The 18,240-nt window shown below is 71.0% G+C and carries 10 protein-coding genes; 6 read left to right on the top strand and 4 right to left on the bottom strand.

All coding sequences use genetic code 11. The features are described from left to right. The first annotated feature begins 10 nt into the window (after positions 1-10). From GA0074704_RS21620 to pulA, 5 genes are all read left to right on the top strand, one after another. Positions 11-397 (top strand): hypothetical protein, encoded by a 387-nt coding sequence (locus GA0074704_RS21620; protein WP_088972194.1) that lies wholly within the window; start codon positions 11-13, stop codon positions 395-397. Positions 398-409: 12 nt separating this feature from the next. After that, complete coding sequence (locus GA0074704_RS21615; protein ID WP_088972193.1) at positions 410-814, top strand: hypothetical protein; 405 nt, start codon at positions 410-412, stop codon at positions 812-814. 139 nt (positions 815-953) lie between these two features. Continuing rightward, positions 954-1,655 carry a hypothetical protein gene (locus tag GA0074704_RS21610; protein ID WP_088972192.1) on the top strand — a complete coding sequence of 234 codons (702 nt, stop codon included), beginning with the start codon at positions 954-956 and terminating at the stop codon, positions 1,653-1,655. Positions 1,656-1,741: 86 nt separating this feature from the next. Then, complete coding sequence (locus tag GA0074704_RS21605) at positions 1,742-2,485, top strand: cellulose-binding protein (RefSeq protein ID WP_088972191.1); 744 nt, start codon at positions 1,742-1,744, stop codon at positions 2,483-2,485. Between the two features lie 169 nt (positions 2,486-2,654). Next, a complete protein-coding gene (gene pulA / locus GA0074704_RS21600; protein WP_088972190.1) occupies positions 2,655-8,153 on the top strand; it encodes a pullulanase-type alpha-1,6-glucosidase in 5,499 nt (1,832 codons plus the stop codon). A gap of 129 nt (positions 8,154-8,282) precedes the next feature. Here pulA and GA0074704_RS21595 read toward each other — a convergent pair whose 3' ends face one another. From GA0074704_RS21595 to GA0074704_RS21580, 4 genes are all read right to left on the bottom strand, one after another. Further along, positions 8,283-9,869 carry a hypothetical protein gene (locus tag GA0074704_RS21595; protein ID WP_157743762.1) on the bottom strand — a complete coding sequence of 529 codons (1,587 nt, stop codon included), beginning with the start codon at positions 9,867-9,869 and terminating at the stop codon, positions 8,283-8,285. A gap of 245 nt (positions 9,870-10,114) precedes the next feature. After that, positions 10,115-12,250 (bottom strand): hypothetical protein, encoded by a 2,136-nt coding sequence (locus GA0074704_RS21590; RefSeq protein WP_157743761.1) that lies wholly within the window; start codon positions 12,248-12,250, stop codon positions 10,115-10,117. A gap of 326 nt (positions 12,251-12,576) precedes the next feature. Further along, positions 12,577-14,352 (bottom strand): hypothetical protein, encoded by a 1,776-nt coding sequence (locus GA0074704_RS21585; protein WP_231926633.1) that lies wholly within the window; start codon positions 14,350-14,352, stop codon positions 12,577-12,579. A gap of 302 nt (positions 14,353-14,654) precedes the next feature. Then, a complete protein-coding gene (locus GA0074704_RS21580) occupies positions 14,655-16,136 on the bottom strand; it encodes an aminopeptidase P family protein (RefSeq protein WP_088972186.1) in 1,482 nt (493 codons plus the stop codon). Between the two features lie 110 nt (positions 16,137-16,246). Here GA0074704_RS21580 and asnB point away from each other — a divergent pair, with 110 nt between their 5' ends. Further along, positions 16,247-18,208 (top strand): asparagine synthase (glutamine-hydrolyzing), encoded by a 1,962-nt coding sequence (gene asnB / locus GA0074704_RS21575; RefSeq protein WP_088972185.1) that lies wholly within the window; start codon positions 16,247-16,249, stop codon positions 18,206-18,208. Positions 18,209-18,240: the final 32 nt, after the last annotated feature.

The raw sequence follows: 18,240 nt of genomic DNA, 5'->3' as shown, positions 1-18,240 counted from the left end.
TGTGTCGACTGTGAAGGCTTCCACCGATCTCGACACGTTGACCGAATTCTTCGACCGGTACGGCGTGGCGCTGACCGCCGGGGACGTGGCCGGCGTGGCCGCCTGTTACGCGTTGCCCGGGCTGGTGGTCGCCGACACGTACAGCTTCTCGTTCACCTCGCCGGCGGCGGTGGCGCTGTCCTTCGTGGGCGCCGCCCCGGACTACCAGGAGCGTGAGTTGGTCGCGGCGAACGCGGTGATCGACGACGTGCAGCCGTTCTCCGGGGCGTTGACGATGGTCGCCGTCGAGTGGGAGTTCCTCGACAGCCAGGGGCGGGCGGTGCCCGGGGAGCACTACCGCTATCTGCTGCGCAGCACCCCCGACGGGCCGGTCATCTGCACCGTCATCCGCGGCTGACCGGGAGCGGTGATGTCCGGCCGGGACGAGGGACCGCTCTGGTTCCAGGTGATGCTGACCGCCGCCTGCGTCGCCGGGGTGGTGATGTTCGCGGCCGCCCGTTCCTGGGTGACGATGGGGATCGCGCTGGTCGGCGCGATCGGCGGGGTGCTGTCCGTACGCCGGTTGCGGCGCGGTGCGGACGGCGGGCCCGGCCTGACCCGGCCGGTGGCCAGCCGCCGTGGCCTGCGGCTGCGTGGGGTGGTGATCCTGCTGGTCTTCGGCCTGCTCGCGGCCGTCTCGACGGTCCTGCTGACCCGGGCGGACGGCAACTGGGCCGCCTATGTCGTGTTCGGAGTGATGCTCGCGATCTCACTGTACGCTGTCGGCGCGACACTGCTGCTCTGGCGTACGGTGTTCGGCGGCCGGCGGGACTGACCGGTGCGGGCACCGCGTCGGCCGTGACCCGCCCCCTGCTCCCCGACTCACCGGTCGTCCGTGCCGGATCAGCGGGTCGGCTCGCAGGTGTCGGCGTCGCTGGCTACGCTGCGCGTCGGCCTCGACGAGGGGGAATGTGATGGACGACCGGATCGCCGCGCGACCGGGGGCGCGATCCGCGCCGGCCGTGCTGACGTCCGTGCCGTGGCTGGTGGTGCTCGTGGGCGCCGGCCTGCTGGCGGTGTTGCTGGTCTTCGCGATGTTGTCGTTCCGGGGCACGGAGCACCAGGCCGTGCCACCGCCGGCCCCGCCGCTCTATCTGCCCACCCTGCCTGCCTCGCCGTCGTCGGCCGGTCCGGTGTCGACCGGGGACGCCCCGGTCGTGGCGGTGCAGGCGACCAGATCACCGCAGGCGAGCGCGTCACCGTCGGGGTCGCCGAGCGCGTCGGCCAGGCCCACCGCCACGCGGTCGGCCGGCAGCCCGTCGGCGTCCGGGGCGCCCCCGGTGGTGCTCGGTTCGGCCTCCGGTCGGCTGACCGCCCGTTACCAGGTGGTCGCCAGCAACCGGGACTCCTTCGACGCGGTGCTGCGCGTGGACAACGGATCCGACGAGGCCCGGCAGTGGCAGGTGGAGTTGGGCTTCGCCGGCAACGTCAAGCGGGCCGAGCCCCTCTCCGGTGGCGTCTCGGTCGGTGCGGACGGTGGCGGGTACGTGGTGGGCGGCACCAGCGCGCTGGGCGCCGGACAGGCCACCACGGTGACCGTCCGTTTCTTCCGCAACGGCACCGGCGACCAGCCCTGGCAGTGCACCGTCGACGGCGCGGCCTGCACGATCGGTTGACCGCGGGGGCGGCGGGGACGGGTCGGGCGCTTCCCGACATAGCCGATCATCGCTAGTCTCTCCGGACAGGCCACTGAGGAGGGCAGATGTCCGGCACGCGTCGTGTCCGCTCCGGTGCCGCCTCGGTGGTCAGCTCCTCGCCGTGGGTGCTGGTGTCGATCGGCGTGATCGTGATGGTGGTGCTGCTGCTGGTCGCCCTGGGGGCGTACCGGGGGCGGGCGCCGGGCGGTGCGGCGCTGCCGCGGGCGGACGCCACGATGCCGTTGCCGGAGCTGCCTCCGTCGTCGGCGGGTTCCGGCCCGGCGTCCCCGTCGACCGGGGGCGTCTCCGCCACGCCGCCCCCGGCGGCGCTGCCCGGGCTCTCGCCGCGCTCCAGCGTGCCCCCGGTGGTGCGGACCGCGACCCCGCTTCCACCGGCGAACGGCGGGACCGTCGGCGCCGCGCCGGCCACCGGCCCGGCGGCTCCGTCGACGCCGGCGGCCCCCGAGCCGGTCCCACCGTCCACGCCACCCGTGGTGACCGGGCGCTACCAGGTGCTCGAGACGTTCGACGACGCCTTCATCGGCGAGGTGCTGGTGAGCAATGCGGCCGGCGAGCCGCGGGCCTGGACGGTGCGGCTGACGTTCCCGGTGGGCGAGCTGGTGACCGCCTGGATCGAGGGGGCGCCGCAGGGTGGCGTCGGCAGGTCCGGTGACACCTGGACCTTCACCAGCGGCGAGGACCTGGTGGCCGGTGCCTCGGTGCCGCTGCGGTTCCACTTCGAACGGACCGGCGGTGCCACCAGCCCGAGCGGGTGCAGCGTCGACGACACCCCCTGCACCGGGCGATAGACCCCGGTGGGAGGGGGTCGCCGTCACCCTCGGCGACGACGGGTGGCCTGTGGAGCCACGGTTCGTTTCGCAAGAGCACTGCTTTGTTGCGACTCCGTTTGCAAGGTATTGCAGAATGTTTCGGCAAGAGCTAGCGTGCGGGCGAATCACGACCAGAGGAAGGCCGTCGATGAAACCCCCGCCGATAACGCACAAGGCACTGCTCGCCTTGGTCTCCGCCCTCACCCTCGCCCTCGTCGGCGTCCCCGTCGCCGTCAACCAGCTCGGCGCCGACGCCATCGAGCGCACCGCCGCCACCGATCCGCTGGCCGCCGCGGGCGCGCCGCAGTGGCGTACCGAGCCGTCCCCCGAGATCCTGCTCAAGGCCGCCGACAACACCGCCCGCGCCGAGCAGTTCTACTTCGTCCTGCCGGACCGGTTCGCCAACGGCGACCCGCGCAACGACCGGGGCGGCCTCACCGGTGACCGGCTGCGCACCGGCCTCGACCCGAAGGACAAGGGCTTCTACCACGGCGGCGACCTCAAGGGCCTGATCGACAAGCTGGACTACGTCCAGGGCCTGGGCACCACCGCCATCTGGCTCGCCCCGATCTTCAAGAACCGGCCCGTGCAGGGCACCGGCGCGGACGTCTCCGCCGGCTACCACGGTTACTGGATCACCGACTTCACCCAGGTCGACCCGCACTTCGGCACCAACGACGAGCTGAAGAAGCTGGTCAAGCTGGCCCACCAGCGGGGCATCAAGGTCTACCTCGACGTCATCGTCAACCACACCGCCGACGTCATCAAGTACGCCGAGGACAAGTACGCGTACATCGACAAGAAGACCTCGCCGTACACCGACGCGCAGGGGCGGGCCTTCGAGGACCGCAACTACGCCGACGGCACCCGGGCGTTCCCGAAGGTCGACAAGACCTCCTTCCCGTACACGCCGGTGTTCGACAACGCCGGCGACGCGAAGGTCAAGGTGCCGGGCTGGCTCAACGACGTGACGATGTACCACAACCGCGGTGACTCGACCTTCGCGGGCGAGAACAGCGAGTACGGCGACTTCTTCGGCCTGGACGACCTGTGGACCGAGCGTCCCGAGGTGGTCCGTGGGCTGACCAAGGTCTACGGCGACTGGATCGGCAGCACCGGCGTCGACGGCTTCCGGCTCGACACCGTCAAGCACGCCAACCTCGACTTCTGGCCGCAGTTCAGCCGGGGCATCGAGCGGGCGGCCGAGAAGGCCGGCAAGAAGGACTTCTTCATGTTCGGCGAGGTCTACAGCGCCGACCAGGAGATCGAGTCGACCTACGTGCGGCGCGGCGGCCTGCCCGCCACCCTGGACTTCTCCTTCCAGGAGGCCGCGCGCGGCTACACCGCCGCGAACGGCTCGGCCAAGGCGCTCGCCGACGTGTACGCCAAGGACTCGCTCTACGCCGCCCGGGACACCGACGCGGGCCGGTTGACCACCTTCCTCGGCAACCACGACATGGGCCGGATCGGCTCGTTCATCGCCGCGAACGGCGGTGACGACGCCAGCCAGCTGCGCCGTGACCAGCTCGCCCACCAACTGATGTTCCTCACCCGTGGCCAGCCCGTCGTCTACTCCGGCGACGAGCAGGGCTTCACCGGCCCCGGTGGCGACAAGGATGCCCGGCAGGACATGTTCGCCTCCAAGACGGCGGACTACCTCGACGACGACCTGATCGGCACCACCCGCACCCACGCCTCGGACCAGTACGACACCACGCACCCGCTCTACCGCACCATCGCCGAGCTGGGCAAGCTGCGTAAGGCCAACCCGGCCCTGCGCGACGGCGTCCAGGTCACCCGGTACGCCGCCGACGGCCCCGGCGTCTTCGCCGTCTCCCGCGTGCTGCCCTCCGACCGCATCGAGTACGTCGCCGCGGTGAACAACGCCGACAGCCCGCAGACTGTCACCGTGGACACCTGGTCGGCCGGCACCACCTTCACCGGCGTGTACGGCGGCGCGGCCGCCGCCACCGCCGGCGCGGACGGCAAGCTGTCCCTGACCGTGCCCGCCATGTCGGCGGTCGTGCTCAAGGCCGGTCGGGCCATCCCGCAGGCCGGCGCGGCCCCGCAGGTCACCCTGACCGAGCCGGGCGACGCCCCGGTCGCCACCAAGATCGCCGTCACCGCCCAGGTGACCGGTGACCCGCTGGCCACGGTGACCTTCGCCGCCCGCCCCGAGGGCGGCCGTTGGACGCTGCTCGGCCGGGCCGACACCGCCCCGTACACCGTCCACCACGACCTGACCGGCCTGGCCGGCGGCACGAAGGTGGAGTACAAGGCCGTGGTCCGCGACGGCAAGGGCCGGATCACCACCGCCCGCACCACCGGCGTGGTCGGCACTCCGGCGCAGGGCGCCTCTCGTGACTGGGCGGTCGTGCACTACCAGCGCCCGGCCGGCGGCTACGACGACTGGGGCCTGTACGCCTGGGGCGACATCGACCCGGCGTACGCCACCGAGTGGCCCAAGGGGCAGCCGTTCGCGGGCGAGGACTCGTTCGGCCGGTTCGCCTGGGTGAAGCTGAAGCCGGGCGCAAAGTCGGTCGGCTTCCTGGTGGTCGACAAGGACGGCAACAAGGACGTCGCGAACGACCGCACCATCGACGTGACGCAGACCGGCGAGGTCTGGGTCAAGTCCGGCGACCCGACGCTCTACCCGACCCGGCAGGCCGCCACCGGCGAGCCCGACCCGGCCGTCGCGGAGGGCACCGCGGTCATCCACTGGCGCAAGGCCGACAACGACTACGCCGGGTGGGGCCTGCACCTGTGGGACGGCGCCGCCAACCCCACCGACTGGTCCAGCCCGCTCAAGCCGGAGAAGATCGACTCCTTCGGCGCGGTCTTCCGGGTGCCGCTGGCGGCCGGAGCGACCGGCCTGAGCTACATCATTCACAACGGTGACAACAAGGATCAGCCCGACGACCAGCGGCTGGACTTCGCCTCCGCCGGCCGTGAGGTGTGGCTGCTGGGCGGCGTCAAGGGCCGGCTGCTGCCCGCGACCTCCAGCGGGGTGGCCAAGGACGTCGACATCACCAAGCAGAAGGCGCAGTGGATCGACCGGTCCACCATTGCCTGGCCGACCGGTCCGACCGACGGCAAGCGGTACGCCCTCGCGGTCGCCCCGGACGGCGGCCTGACCGTCGCCGACGGCGAGCTGGCCGGGACGTACACCTCGATCCCCCTGCGGGCGCAGCGCAACGGGCTCACCGAGGCCCAGCGCGCGGCCTACCCGCACCTCTGGTCCTACCAGGCCTTCACGCTGGACCGCGGCGACCTGGGCAAGGTGCCGGCGGCGCTGCGTGGGCAGCTGGTGGTCACCGAGCGCGACGCCGAGGGCACGCTGCTCGGCGCGACCGGGGTGCAGATCCCCGGCGTGCTCGACGACGTGTACCGGCGGGCCACCGACGTGAAGCTCGGCCCGACCTTCGCTGGTAAGGTGCCCACCCTGTCGGTGTGGGCGCCGACCGCCCGGACCGTGGCGCTGGAGCTGTTCGACTCGCCGACCGCCCAGCCGCGGACGGTGGCGATGCGCCGCGACGACCGCACCGGCGTCTGGTCGGTGCGCGGCATGCGGGACTGGGCCGGGAAGTACTACCGCTACCAGGTCCAGGCGTGGCAGCCGGCCGCGCAGAAGGTGGTCACCGCCTCGGTGACCGACCCGTACTCGGTGGCGTTGGCGCCGAACTCGACGCACAGCCAGATCGTCGACCTGACCGACCCGGCGCTCGCGCCGGCCGGCTGGGCGGCGCTGCGCAAGCCGGCCGCTCCGCCGTCCGCGAAGGCGCAGATCTCCGAGCTGTCGGTGCGGGACTTCTCGATCGCCGACGACACGGTGCCGGCCGAGCGGCGGGGCACCTACCTCGCCTTCACCGACCCGAAGACCGCCGGGATGAAGCACCTGAAGGCGCTCGGTGACGCGGGGGTGAACTACCTGCACCTGCTGCCGGCGTTCGACTTCGCGACCATCCCCGAGCGGCGGGCCGAGCAGGCCCAGCCCGACTGCGACCTGGCCAAGCTGCCGGCGGACTCCGACCAGCAGCAGAAGTGCATCGCCGCGGTGGCCGACAAGGACGGCTACAACTGGGGGTACGACCCGCTGCACTACACGGTGCCGGAGGGCGGCTACGCCGTCGACCCGGAAGGCGCGAAGCGGACCACCGAGTTCCGCCAGATGGTGGCCGGGGTCAACCAGGCCGGCCTGCGCGTGGTGATGGACGTCGTCTACAACCACACCTCGGCTTCCGGCACCGATCCGAAGTCGGTGCTCGACCAGGTGGTGCCGGGCTACTACCACCGGCTGCTGGAGGACGGCAGCATCGCCAATTCGACCTGCTGCGCCAACACCGCCCCCGAGCACGCCATGATGGGCAAGCTGGTGGTGGACTCCCTGGTCACCTGGGCCAAGGCGTACAAGGTGGACGGCTTCCGCTTCGACCTGATGGGTCACCACCCGAAGGCGAACATCCTGGCCGTCCGCGCCGCGCTGGACAAGCTGACGCTCGCCCGCGACGGCGTCGACGGGAAGAAGATCCTGCTGTACGGCGAGGGCTGGAACTTCGGCGAGGTCGCCAACGACGCCCGGTTCGTGCAGGCCACCCAGGGCAACATGGCCGGCACCGGGATCGGCACCTTCAACGACCGGCTCCGCGACGCGGTCCGCGGCGGTGGGCCGTTCGACGGCAACCCGCGGGTGCAGGGCTTCGCCTCCGGTCTGTTCAGCGACCCCAACGGTGACCCGGTCAACGGTTCGGCCGCCGAGCAGAAGGCCCGGCTGCTGCACTACCAGGACCTGATCAAGGTCGGGCTGACCGGCAACCTGCGCGGCTACCGGTTCACCGACTCCTCCGGCAAGCAGGTCACCGGGGCGCAGGTGGACTACAACGGCGCGCCGGCCGGCTACACCGCCGCGCCGGGCGAGGCGGTCACCTACGTCGACGCGCACGACAACGAGATCCTGTTCGACGCGCTGGCGTTCAAGCTGCCGCAGGGCACCTCGGCGGCGGACCGGGCCCGGATGCAGGTGCTGGCCCTGTCCACCACCGCGCTCGGCCAGGGGACCGGCTTCGTGGCGGCGGGCTCCGAGCGGCTGCGCTCGAAGTCGCTGGACCGTAACTCGTTCAACTCCGGTGACTGGTTCAACCAGATCCGGTGGGACTGCGCCCAGGGCAACGGGTTCGGCGCCGGCCTCCCGCCGGAGCAGGACAACAAGGACAAGTGGTCGTACGCCAAGCCGCTGCTGGCCGACGCGAAGCTGGTGCCGGACTGCGCCGCGATCAACCTGGCCGACGCCCGGTACGCGGAGCTGCTGAAGATCCGCGAGTCCTCGCCGGTGTTCGGCCTGGCCACCGCCGCCCAGGTGCAGAAGCGGGTGGCCTTCCCGCTCTCCGGTGAGAAGGAGACCCCGGGCGTGCTGACCATGACCCTCGACGCCCGCGGGCTCGGTGGGAAGTGGAAGTCGGTGACCGTGGTCTTCAACTCCACCCCGGAGGCGGCGACGCAGCAGGTCGCCAAGCTGCGCGGCGCCGACGTGGCGCTGCACCCGGTGCTGCGGAACTCCGCCGACCAGGCGCTGCGCTCGGCCTCGTTCGACCGGACGAGCGGCACGTTCACCGTGCCGGCCCGCAGCGTCGCGGTCTTCGTCCAGAACTGACGCCGGCGTGCGAGAGGCGTGTCCCACCCGTTCGGGTGGGACACGCCTCTCGCCGTTTCCGGACCGCTCAGCGCTCTCGCTCGGGCGATGACAGCGCGCCGGTGGTCGCCGCCGGAGGGCCGGTAACGGTCAAGGGTTGCAACCGGTGACGTTGACGCAGTCGTCCGGGTCGTTCTTCAGGACGATCGAATTCGTCACGGTCACCGCCTCGAGCGGGCTCTGGTTGTAGATGCCCCCGCCGCTGGGAACGCTGGTGCCCAGGGCGAAGGGCTTCGCCTGGTTCAGCGTGATCGTCGATTCGGTGATCCCGGCCTGGCCGTACACCGGGCCCGTGCTCGAGTTGTAGATGGCGCCGCCGAAGCCCCGGGCCAGGTCGTAGGTGAACAGAGACTGGCGTACGTCGAGTGTTCCCCGGTTGTGGATGGCGCCGCCGTTCTGCTCCGTGGTGTTTCCGGTGAGGCTCGACCGCTCCACGAAGGCGCTGGTGCCCGGGCCCACGTAGAGCCCGCCGCCGCCGGTGGCGTTGTTGGGATCGAACTGCAGGTTCTTGGTGTAGACGCCGGCGACGTAGTTGCCGAGCAGCTTGACGTCCACCAGCCGCAGCGACGCGGCCGTGCTTGCGGTCGGGCTGCCCACGGCGGCGGCCCCGCCGACCACGGCGGCGAGGTTGGCCGCGAACTCCGACCGGGTCACCGACAGGGAGGTGCCGGCGAGGGTGTTGGCGACATGGACGGCACCGCCGATCGGCGCGTCGTTGGCCGCGAAACTGGACGTGGTCACCGAGTTGAAGGCCCCGCTGAGGACCTGGATGGCACCCCCCGACGCGAGGACCCCGGCATCGCTCAACCCGCCGGTGGCCTGGTTGTCGAGGAACCTGCTCTCCCTGACCGTCAGCACACCGTCGGCGGTCCGGATGCCGCCGCCGCCGAAGCCGTTACCCAGCGCGCGGTTCCCCTCGATCAGGGTGCGTTCGAGAGTTAGCGTGCCCCGGTTGTCGACGGCGCCGCCGGCGACCAGCGCGGTGTTCAGGCGCAGGGTGCTGTCCCGCAGGGTAGTGGTGCCGCGGTTCTCGATCGCGCCGCCCGACGCGTCGTACTCCACGGAGGTGGTGGTGCCCTCCGCGTTGTTCCGGGTGAAGACGCTCCGTTCGATTAGCGCGGTGCCGCCCTGGTCCACCAGGAGCGCGCCGCCCCGCACGACCTTGGTGACGCTCGACTGGCTGACCAGGCCGTTGCGTACCTCCACGTCCTGGAGCCGGAGTTCCCCCACCCCGCCGGTGTCGGGGGAGCCACTGACGTAGAAGATCCGGAACGCCTTCGTGGCGCCGTACTGCCGTTCGATGGTGGTGTGGTCGCCCAGCAGGGTGATCCGGCTGGTGATCACCAGCGCGCTGTCACCGCCGACGCCGCCCACCGTGGTGCCCTTGGTGAGCGTGTACGTGCAGTTCTCGGCCAGCTTGAGCGTGCCGCCGCCGGCCTGGTTGGCCCGCTGGACCGCCGTTGCGAGATCGTCCCCGTTACAGTTCACCGGCGTCACGAACTGATGGCTGTCGTCGTAGGGCCGCCCGGGTTCCGCCGCGGCCGCGCCGGTGGCCACTCCGAGCGTGGCCAGGCCCACGGTGCCGGTCAGGCCGACCACGCGGGTGAGGAACCGGCGCTTCCCACGCCGGCGCGCCGACGCTGCCGGTCGGGCGCTGTTTCGAAGGTAACTGGACATCGGATGCTCTGCCTCTCGTTGGACCCGGGCGGGCGCTGACCGCCCCACCGGGCGTCTTGGGCGACAAATCGTGCTGTAGCCCCCTGTGAGCACCGTATGCGAATAATTCTCGCTTATGCTCCAGTAAAGGGTGGAGGGCACCAATAGGGCGAAAGCTGCCGGGATGGGGCCGGAAGGACGGTCCGGCCCCCCGCCACCGAGGTGACGGGGGGCCGGGCCAGGTGGATCAGTTGTTGCGCGGGACGTCAGTTGAAGCAGTCCTCGACGGTCCCGGCGCAGTTGGTCGGGTCGTTGTCGGTCACGGTCGACTCGTCGTCGAGCCGGACGTGGCCCTTGTGGTTGAGGATGCCGCCGGCGATCCGGTGGAGCTTGGAGGCGTCGGTGGCGGTGTTCTTGACGACCTTGGTGTCGTTCAGGTGGACGGTGCCCTCGTTGTTGAAGATGCCGCCACCGTTGAGCGCGGTGTTGCCCTTGATGACGGTGTCCCGCAGGGTGAGGAAGGCGGCGTCGCCCTTGCCCTCGACCCATTCCTGGTAGCCGTCCTCGACCTTCTTCAGACCCGCCTCGCCGTTGAAGATCCCGCCGCCGAACCGGCCGGCGGTGTTGTCCACGATGGCGCTGTCGGCCACGGTGGCGTTGGCCTCGTGCTCGCCCTCGCGCCCGTCGCCGGGCAGGGACTCGATGGCCTCACGCTTCTCGCCGCCGGTGTTGTAGATGCCGCCGCCGTCCTTGCTGGCGTGGTTCTTCGCGACCAGGACGTGCTCGACGACCAGGTCGGTGTTGTGGGCGTAGATGCCACCACCGTTTTCGCACGCGGTGTTGTCCTTCACCGTCGCGTGCTCGTGGTGCTCACGGCCGTAGTCGCCGCCGAAGTCGCCGGCGCCGGTGCCGCCCTGACCCTTGTCGCCGTCCTTGTTCTCGGGCTTGCCCTTCTCCTCGGGCTTGCCCTTGTCCTTGTCCTTGTCCTCGGCCTTGTGCTCGTCCTTCTTCTCGGCCTCGTCCTCGTACTTCTTGCCGTGGTCGCGGCCCTGGGCGTCCTCGTCGTACTTCTTGCCGTAGTCGCCGCCCTGGGCCTCTTCGTCGTACTTCTTGCCGTAGTCGCGGCCCTGGGCGCCCTCGTCGTACTTCTTGTCGTGGTCCTTCTCCTCGCCCACGATCTTGACGTACCCGCCGGAGCTGAAGACACCGCCGCCGTTGTGGCCGGCGTTGTTGCCGTCGACCGCGCTGTCGATGATGTCCACGGAGCCGGCCTTGTCCCGGTCCTTCCAGCTCGGGGCCAGGCTGAGGGCGTCCTTGTCGTCCTTCTTGCCGCGGCCGTTGGCGACACCGCCGCCGTTCTCGCCGGCGGTGTTGTTGACGATCTTGGTGTCCTCGATGCGGAGCAGGCCCACGTTGAAGATGCCGCCGCCGTTCTCCCGGGCGTGGTTGTTCTCGACCTTGCTGTCCTCGATCTCGACCCGGCCGAAGTTGGCGATGGCGCCGCCGTTGTGCTCGGCGTTGTTGCCGATGAGCTTCACCTTCTCCAGATGGGCGCTGCCACCCCGCTCGACCAGCAGGGCGCCACCGTCACCCTCGCCCTCCTTGCTCGGCGGCTTCGGCAGCTGGGGCCCCGCCCCGTCGGCCAGCGCGCCGGTCCCGACCGGAGCGCCCACTACCGCCGCACCGGCCACGGCGGCCAGCGCGACCTGCGGAGCCTGCTGCGTCATCGCCGCGCCCTGCGCGGTCGCCGGGGTCTGCACCCCGGGCACCGCCGAGGCGCCGGAACCGCCGTACCCGCCGGGTCCGCCGGGGACCTGGCCGTACTTGAACTCGGCGGCGTTTCCGTCCTTGAGGGTGAGGTCCTTCAGGGTCAGGTCGCCGCCGTCGGCGACCCGGAAGAGCCGGAAGGCGTCCTCGGAGTCGCGCTTGATGGTGGCGTCGTTGCCCTTGATGGTGATCTCCTGCTTGATGGTCGGCAGCGCGCCGCCGGACTTCTTGTCGGCGAAGTCCAGCTCGTAGGTGCAGTGCTCGGCCAGCTTGATCGTGCCGCCGTGGTCCCGGTTGGCCAGGTCGAGCGCCTCGACGAGCTTGTCGTCGTCGCAGGGGACCTCCCGCACGCGGCCGTGCTCGTCCTTGGCGTCGTAGCGGTCCTTGGCCTCCTTGGCCTCCCGCGCGTCCCGGTCCCCGCCGCGCCCGGCGTCGTCCTTGAGCTGGGCGGTAGACCACTTCACGTCGGTGACCCGGTGGGGGCCGACGGCCCCGGTGGTCGCGTACGCGACGCCGGCGAGGCTCACCGCTCCCGTCAGGCCCACCACACCGGTGGCGAGCCAGAGCCGCGAGCGACGGAACGGGGAGGTGGTCTCACGGGTGGCGTCAACGTTATTGCGAAGGTAGTTGGACATCGGAGCTCTCTGCCCTCTCCTTGTACCTGACAAGGTCGCTTCGCCACAGCGAGGCGGCCTTCGCTACAAATCGGTTGTAGCTGCTGAACAACACCGTATGAGAGCCTTCTTCACCATGTGCCGTTATGCGAAAAAACCCCACATTGGGGATGTGGGGCCGCAGCGGGGCGGAGGGCGGACGGTGGTGCGGGGTCGTACCGGATCGGTCCGAAGCGGGTGCTGGACGGCGGAAAGGCCGCGGACCGCACCGGGCCGGACGGGGCCGGCGGTCCCTCTCCGCCGGCTCGGCGGCGGAGAGGGACCACCCGCGCTATGTGGTGGTTCGTTCAGTGGAAGCAGTTCTCGACGGTGCCCGCGCAGTTGCTCGGGTCGTTGTCGGTCACGGTCGACTCGTCGTCGAGCCGGACCTCGCCACCGTCGTTCAGGATCCCGCCCGCCAGCCGGAAGCTGACGTCGAGGCCGCCGGCGAACCAGTGTTCCTTGACGCCGGTGGCGGTGTTCTCGGTGACCTTCGTCCTGCTGAGGGTCACCGTGCCCGCGTTGGTGAAGATGCCGCCGCCGTTGACGGCGGTGTTGCCCTTGATCCAGGTGTCGCGCAGGGTCAGCCGAACGCTGTTGTGCTCCCCGTCCCGCGGTCCGTCCAGGGCCGCCATGGTGGTGGGAAGGGTGCGCAGTTCCACCGGCTCACCGTTGAAGATGCCGCCGCCGAAGCGTCCGGCGGTGTTCTCGACGACGGCGCTGTCCGCGACCGTCGCGCTCGTGTGCCCGCCCTCCCCGCCGGGGGCCGTGGCCTTCCGGCGTTCGTCGCCGATGACGACGATGCCGCCGCCGTCCTGGCCGGCGTGGTTCTTCACGACGAGGACATGGCGCAGGTCCAGGTCGGTGTGGTGGGCGTAGATTCCGCCGCCGCTGTCGCAGGCGTTGTTGCCCTTGACGACCGCCTGGGCGGCGTACCGGTGGTCGCCACGCTGGTCCTGTCCGGCGTCGGCCGCGCCGCCGCCCCAGCCGCCCTCGTGGTCCCGTCCCTCGCCGGTGATCTTGACGAAGCCGCCGGAGCTGAATACGCCACCGCCGTTGCGGTCGGCCCGGTTGCCCTCGACGGAGGTGTCGACGATCTCGACGCTGCCAACCTTGTCGCGACCCTCGACGAACGGGTACCCGCCCTTGCGGTCCTTGCCGCGGCCGTTGGCGACGCCGCCGCCGTTCTCGCCGGCGGTGTTGTTGACGATCTTCGAGTCCTCGACGTGGAGCAGGCCGAGGTTGAAGATGCCGCCGCCGTTCTCGCGGGCGTGGTTGTCGGCGATCTTGCTGTGTTCGATGTCGACCCGGCCGTAGTTGGCGATGGCGCCGCCGTTGCCCTCGGCGTTGTTGCGGGTCAGGGTGACCTTCTTGAGGTGGGCGCTGCCGCCGTGCTCGACCAGCAGGGCGCCGCCGTCGGCCTCGCCCTCCTTGGTCTGCGGCTTCGCGTACGAGGGCGCCGCCGAGGCGCCCCCCGCGCCGCCCGGAACACCCGGTCCACCCGGGATCTGCCCGTACTTGAACTCGGCGGCGTTGCCGCCGGTCAGGGTGAGGTCCTTCAGGGTCAGGTCGCCGCCGTCGGCGACCCGGAAGAGCCGGAAGGCGTCCTCGGAGTCGCGCTTGATGGTGGCGTCGTTGCCCTTGATGGTGATCTCCTGCTTGATGGTCGGCAGCGCGCCGCCGGACTTCTTGTCGGCGAAGTCCAGCTCGTAGGTGCAGTGCTCGGCCAGCTTGATCGTGCCGCCGTGGTCCCGGTTGGCCAGGTCGAGCGCCTCGACCAGCTTGTCGTCGTCGCAGGGGACCTCCCGCACCCGGCCGTGCTCGTCCTTGGCGTCGTAGCGGTCCTTGGCCTCCCGCGCGTCCCAGTCGGAGCCCCGGCGGGTGTCGTCCTTCGCGGCCTCCTCGGCGCCCGGGCCCGCGTCGCTCACGTTCTGCCGGGCCGTGGCGGCCTGCTGGTCCGCCCGTTGCTGGGCGTCGTCGGCCTTGTTCTCGCGTGCGGCGAGGCCGCCCAGGGCCGCCAGGCCGACGACGCCGGTCAGCCCGGCCACGCCGGTGGCGACCCAGAGCGCCCGCCGTCTCCGCACCGGCGGAACGGTGTGCGTCCCGCCGTCGGAAGTGGTTACGTCGTTGGACATCAGAGCCTTCCGCCCTCTCGTGCTACCAGACGGGGCCGCGCTGCCCGAAGGGGCGCGACCAGCCACAAATCGGTTGCAGCCTCTGATCGCTACCGTATGAGAACGATCCTCGCAAGAAAGGCGAATACGAGGAAACCCCGCGTAAGCGGTCAAGAACGGATGGACCGGCGGACAGCGCGCAACGACGACGGGCCCCGGGCTCCGGCGTGAGAAACGCCGGTGCTCGGGGCCCGTCGAGGGGCGTCGAAGGCTCAGCCGGGCAGGCGGGGGCCTGCCTCGCGCTGCTCGGCCAGCCAGGTCTCCACCTCGTCGGAGCGGCGCGGCAGGCCGGCGGAGAGGTTCACCGAACCGGTCGCGGTCACCAGGATGTCGTCCTCGATGCGGACGCCGATGCCGCGCAGCTCCTCCGGTACCAGCTCGTCCTCGGGCTGGAAGTAGAGCCCCGGCTCGACGGTCAGCACGTAGCCCTCGCCGAGCGCGCCGTCCCGGTAGTTCTCCTTACGGGCGTTGGCGCAGTCGTGCACGTCGATGCCGAGCATGTGGCTGGTGCCGTGCAGCGTCCAGCGGCGGTAGACGGTCGAGGCCGGGTCCATCGCCTCGTCCACGCTCACCGGCAGCAGGCCCAGGTCCTTCAGCGCCTCGGCCAGCACCCGCATCGCGGTCAGGTGCACGTCCTTGAACGCCACACCGGGCCGGATGATGTCGATGGCCGCCTGCTGGGCGGTGTGGACGGCGTCGTACACCTGGCGCTGCAACGGGGTGAAGCGGCCGTCGACGGGCAGCACCCGGGTGACGTCGGCGGTGTAGAGGTTGCGGTTCTCCACGCCCATGTCCATCAGCAGCAGCTCACCCGGGCGGGTGGCGCCGTGGTTGTGCACCCAGTGCAGGATCGTCGCGTGCTCGCCGGCCCCGACGATCGAGCCGTAGCCGACGTCGTTGCCGTCGTGCCGGGCCCGCAGCGCGAAGATCCCCTCCAGCAGCCGCTCGGAGACCCGGCGGTCGGCCGGCAGTGCCCGGGCCACGTCCTCGAAGCCCCGCACGGTGGCGTCGCACGCCTCCTGGAGCTGGGCGATCTCCCACTCGTCCTTGACCAGCTTGAGTTCCGAGATGGCGATGGCCAGCTCCCGGTCGCGGGCCGGCTGACCCTCGGCGCGGGCGCCGTCGTAGGGACGCACGGCCGCGTCCACCCGCGCGTCGAAACCGCGCAGCACCCGGGTACGCCCCGGAGCGCAGTCGGCCAGCGCGCCCTCCAGCTCGGTCAGGTCGGCGGTGGGCAGGCCCAGCTCGGTCGACTTCTCGCTCAGCGTGTGCCGCCGGCCCACCCACAGCTCGCCGTTGCGGCTGCGGAAGAACTCGTCGGTCACCCGGGACGAGCGGGGACGCATGTAGAGCACCGCGTCGTGGCCCGAGCCGTTGGGCCGCAGCACCAGCACGCTGTCCGGGTCCAGGTCGCCGGTCAGGTACGCGAAGTCGCTGCCGGGCCGGAACGGGTGGTCGGTGTCGTTGGCGCGTACCTTCTCGCCGCCGGTCGGGATGACCAGGGTCTCTCCGGGGAACGCCGCGGAGAGCGCGGCGCGGCGCTTGGCGTGGTTGGGCACCTCGGGTCGGGGTCCGACCGGCAGTTCGGTGTCCCGCCAGCCCTGCCGCATGAAGGCCAGGAACGCCTCCGGGAAGTCCGGGTCGTGCGATTCGGTGCCGTCCGCCGGCTTCCCCTGGGCCCGCTCCTCGGCCATGATCCGCCTCCCTGTCGCCTCGTTGCTGGACCAGACGCTACCGCGCACGGCTTTGGGCGGGTCTGCCGAGGCGGCCTCGCGGGTCCGATTTGCGTGTAAAAATTCCTGGTATGTGTGGACTTCTGGCATTTTTCAGTGCGCACGGAAACGCGGCAAACCGGCGGGACGCCGTCGCCGAGGCGCTGGAGTGCCTGCATCACCGCGGCCCCGACGAGACCGGGGTGGAGGTGGTCGGTGACACCACCGGCCGCCGCACCGACGTGGTCTTCGGCCACAAGCGGCTGGCGATCATCGACGTGGAGTCCAGCCACGAGCCGCTGTCGTACGCCGACGGCCGCTACCTGCTCACCTACAACGGCGAGATCTACAACTACGTGGAGCTGCGCGACGAGCTGATCCAGGACTTCGGCGCCCGGTTCGCCACCGCCGGTGACGGCGAGGTGATCGTCGCCGGCTACCACCACTGGGGCGAGCAGGTGCTCAACCGGCTGCGCGGGATGTTCGCCTTCGTGATCTGGGACCGCCAGGAGCGGCGGGCCTTCGGCGCGCGGGACTGGTTCGGCATCAAGCCGCTCTATCACCTGGAGACCCCGGACGGGCTCTACCTGGCCTCGGAGAAGAAGGCGCTGCTGCCGTTCGCGCCGTCGGCGCGTACCGGTGACGCCGGGGTGGACGCGGCGAACCTGAGCCACTACCTCACCCTCCAGTACGTCCCGGAGCCCGGCACCCTGCACAAGGGGATCGGCCGGATCGGCTCGGGGGAGTGCCTGACCTGGAGCCCGGGCTACCGCATCGACGTCCGCCGGTGGTACCGGCCGGTGTTCCGGCCCGCCCCGGTGAGCGACGAGCAGCGGCTCTACGACCGGATCCGGGAGACGCTGCGGGAGAGCGTCCGGATGCACATGCGCTCCGACGTGCCCGTCGGCTCGTTCCTGTCCAGCGGCATCGACTCCACCGCGGTGGTCGCGCTGGCCCGCGAGTTCAACCCGAACATCCTCACCTTCACCGTCGGCTACGACGTGGACGGCTACTCCGAGATCGACGTGGCGCAGGACTCCGCCCGGCACCTCGGCGTGACCACCATCCCGACCAAGATCGGGCCGCAGGACATGATGGACGCGCTGCCGAAGATCGTCTGGCACCTGGACGACCCGGTCGCCGACCCGGCGCTGGTGCCGCTCTACTTCGTGGCGAAGAAGGCCGCCGAGCACGTGACCGTGGTCCTCTCCGGCGAGGGGGCCGACGAGTTCTTCGGCGGGTACACCATCTACCGGGAGCCGCTCTCGCTGGCCGGCATCGACGGGCTGCCCCGGGGCCTGCGGGCCGGGCTGCGCGCGCTGGCCCGGGTGATCCCGCAGGGGGTCAAGGGCCGCAGCTTCCTGGAGCGCGGCACCACCCCGATCGAGCAGCGCTACTACGGCAACGCCCGGATGTTCACCGAGGACGAGAAGCGCCGGCTGCTGCGCCAGTACGACCCGTCGGTGCGCTACACCGACGTGACCGCACCGATCTACGCCGAGGCCACCGAGCTGGACGACGTCACGAAGATGCAGTACGTCGACCTCTACACCTGGCTGCGCGGGGACATCCTGGTCAAGGCCGACCGGATCTCGATGGCCCACTCGCTGGAGGTGCGGGTGCCCTTCCTCGACCGGGAGGTCTTCGACGTCGCGGCCGGCGTCCCGGTCGACCTGAAGATCCCGCCCCGCTCCGACGCCACCAAGTACGCCATGCGCCAGGCCCTGCGCGACGTGGTGCCGCCGCCGATCGTGAACCGGCGCAAGCTCGGCTTCCCCACCCCGACCCGGGTCTGGCTGCGCGGGGAGATGTACGAGTGGGCGCGGCACATGCTGGCCACCTCCGGCGCCGGCGAGCTGGTCGACCTGCCGTACGCGATGCGGCTGCTGGAGGCGCACAAGCGCGGCGAGGCCGACAACTCGCGCAAGGTGTGGACGGTCCTGATCTTCTGCGTCTGGCACGCCATCTTCGTCGCCAAGACCCTCGACCCGGGCATCCAGCGCAACCGCTCCGCGCTGCTCACCAAGCCGGTCGTCGGCAGCATGGTGCGCTGAGACCCGGGGCCCCTCGCCTCGCGCGGGGCCCC

It is taken from the genome of Micromonospora siamensis, from assembly GCF_900090305.1.
Taxonomy (GTDB): domain Bacteria; phylum Actinomycetota; class Actinomycetes; order Mycobacteriales; family Micromonosporaceae; genus Micromonospora; species Micromonospora siamensis.
The sequence above is the reverse complement of the archived record's forward strand: the minus strand, read 5'-3'. Positions and strand labels throughout refer to the sequence as shown.

Coding starts and splice junctions, on each gene's coding strand:
- GA0074704_RS21615 (WP_088972193.1), top strand. CDS start 410: ATGTCCGGCCGGGACGAGGGACCGCTCTGGTTCCAGGTGATGCTGACC.
- GA0074704_RS21610 (WP_088972192.1), top strand. CDS start 954: ATGGACGACCGGATCGCCGCGCGACCGGGGGCGCGATCCGCGCCGGCC.
- GA0074704_RS21605 (WP_088972191.1), top strand. CDS start 1,742: ATGTCCGGCACGCGTCGTGTCCGCTCCGGTGCCGCCTCGGTGGTCAGC.
- pulA (WP_088972190.1), top strand. CDS start 2,655: ATGAAACCCCCGCCGATAACGCACAAGGCACTGCTCGCCTTGGTCTCC.
- GA0074704_RS21595 (WP_157743762.1), bottom strand. CDS start 9,869: ATGTCCAGTTACCTTCGAAACAGCGCCCGACCGGCAGCGTCGGCGCGC.
- GA0074704_RS21590 (WP_157743761.1), bottom strand. CDS start 12,250: ATGTCCAACTACCTTCGCAATAACGTTGACGCCACCCGTGAGACCACC.
- GA0074704_RS21580 (WP_088972186.1), bottom strand. CDS start 16,136: ATGGCCGAGGAGCGGGCCCAGGGGAAGCCGGCGGACGGCACCGAATCG.
- asnB (WP_088972185.1), top strand. CDS start 16,247: ATGTGTGGACTTCTGGCATTTTTCAGTGCGCACGGAAACGCGGCAAAC.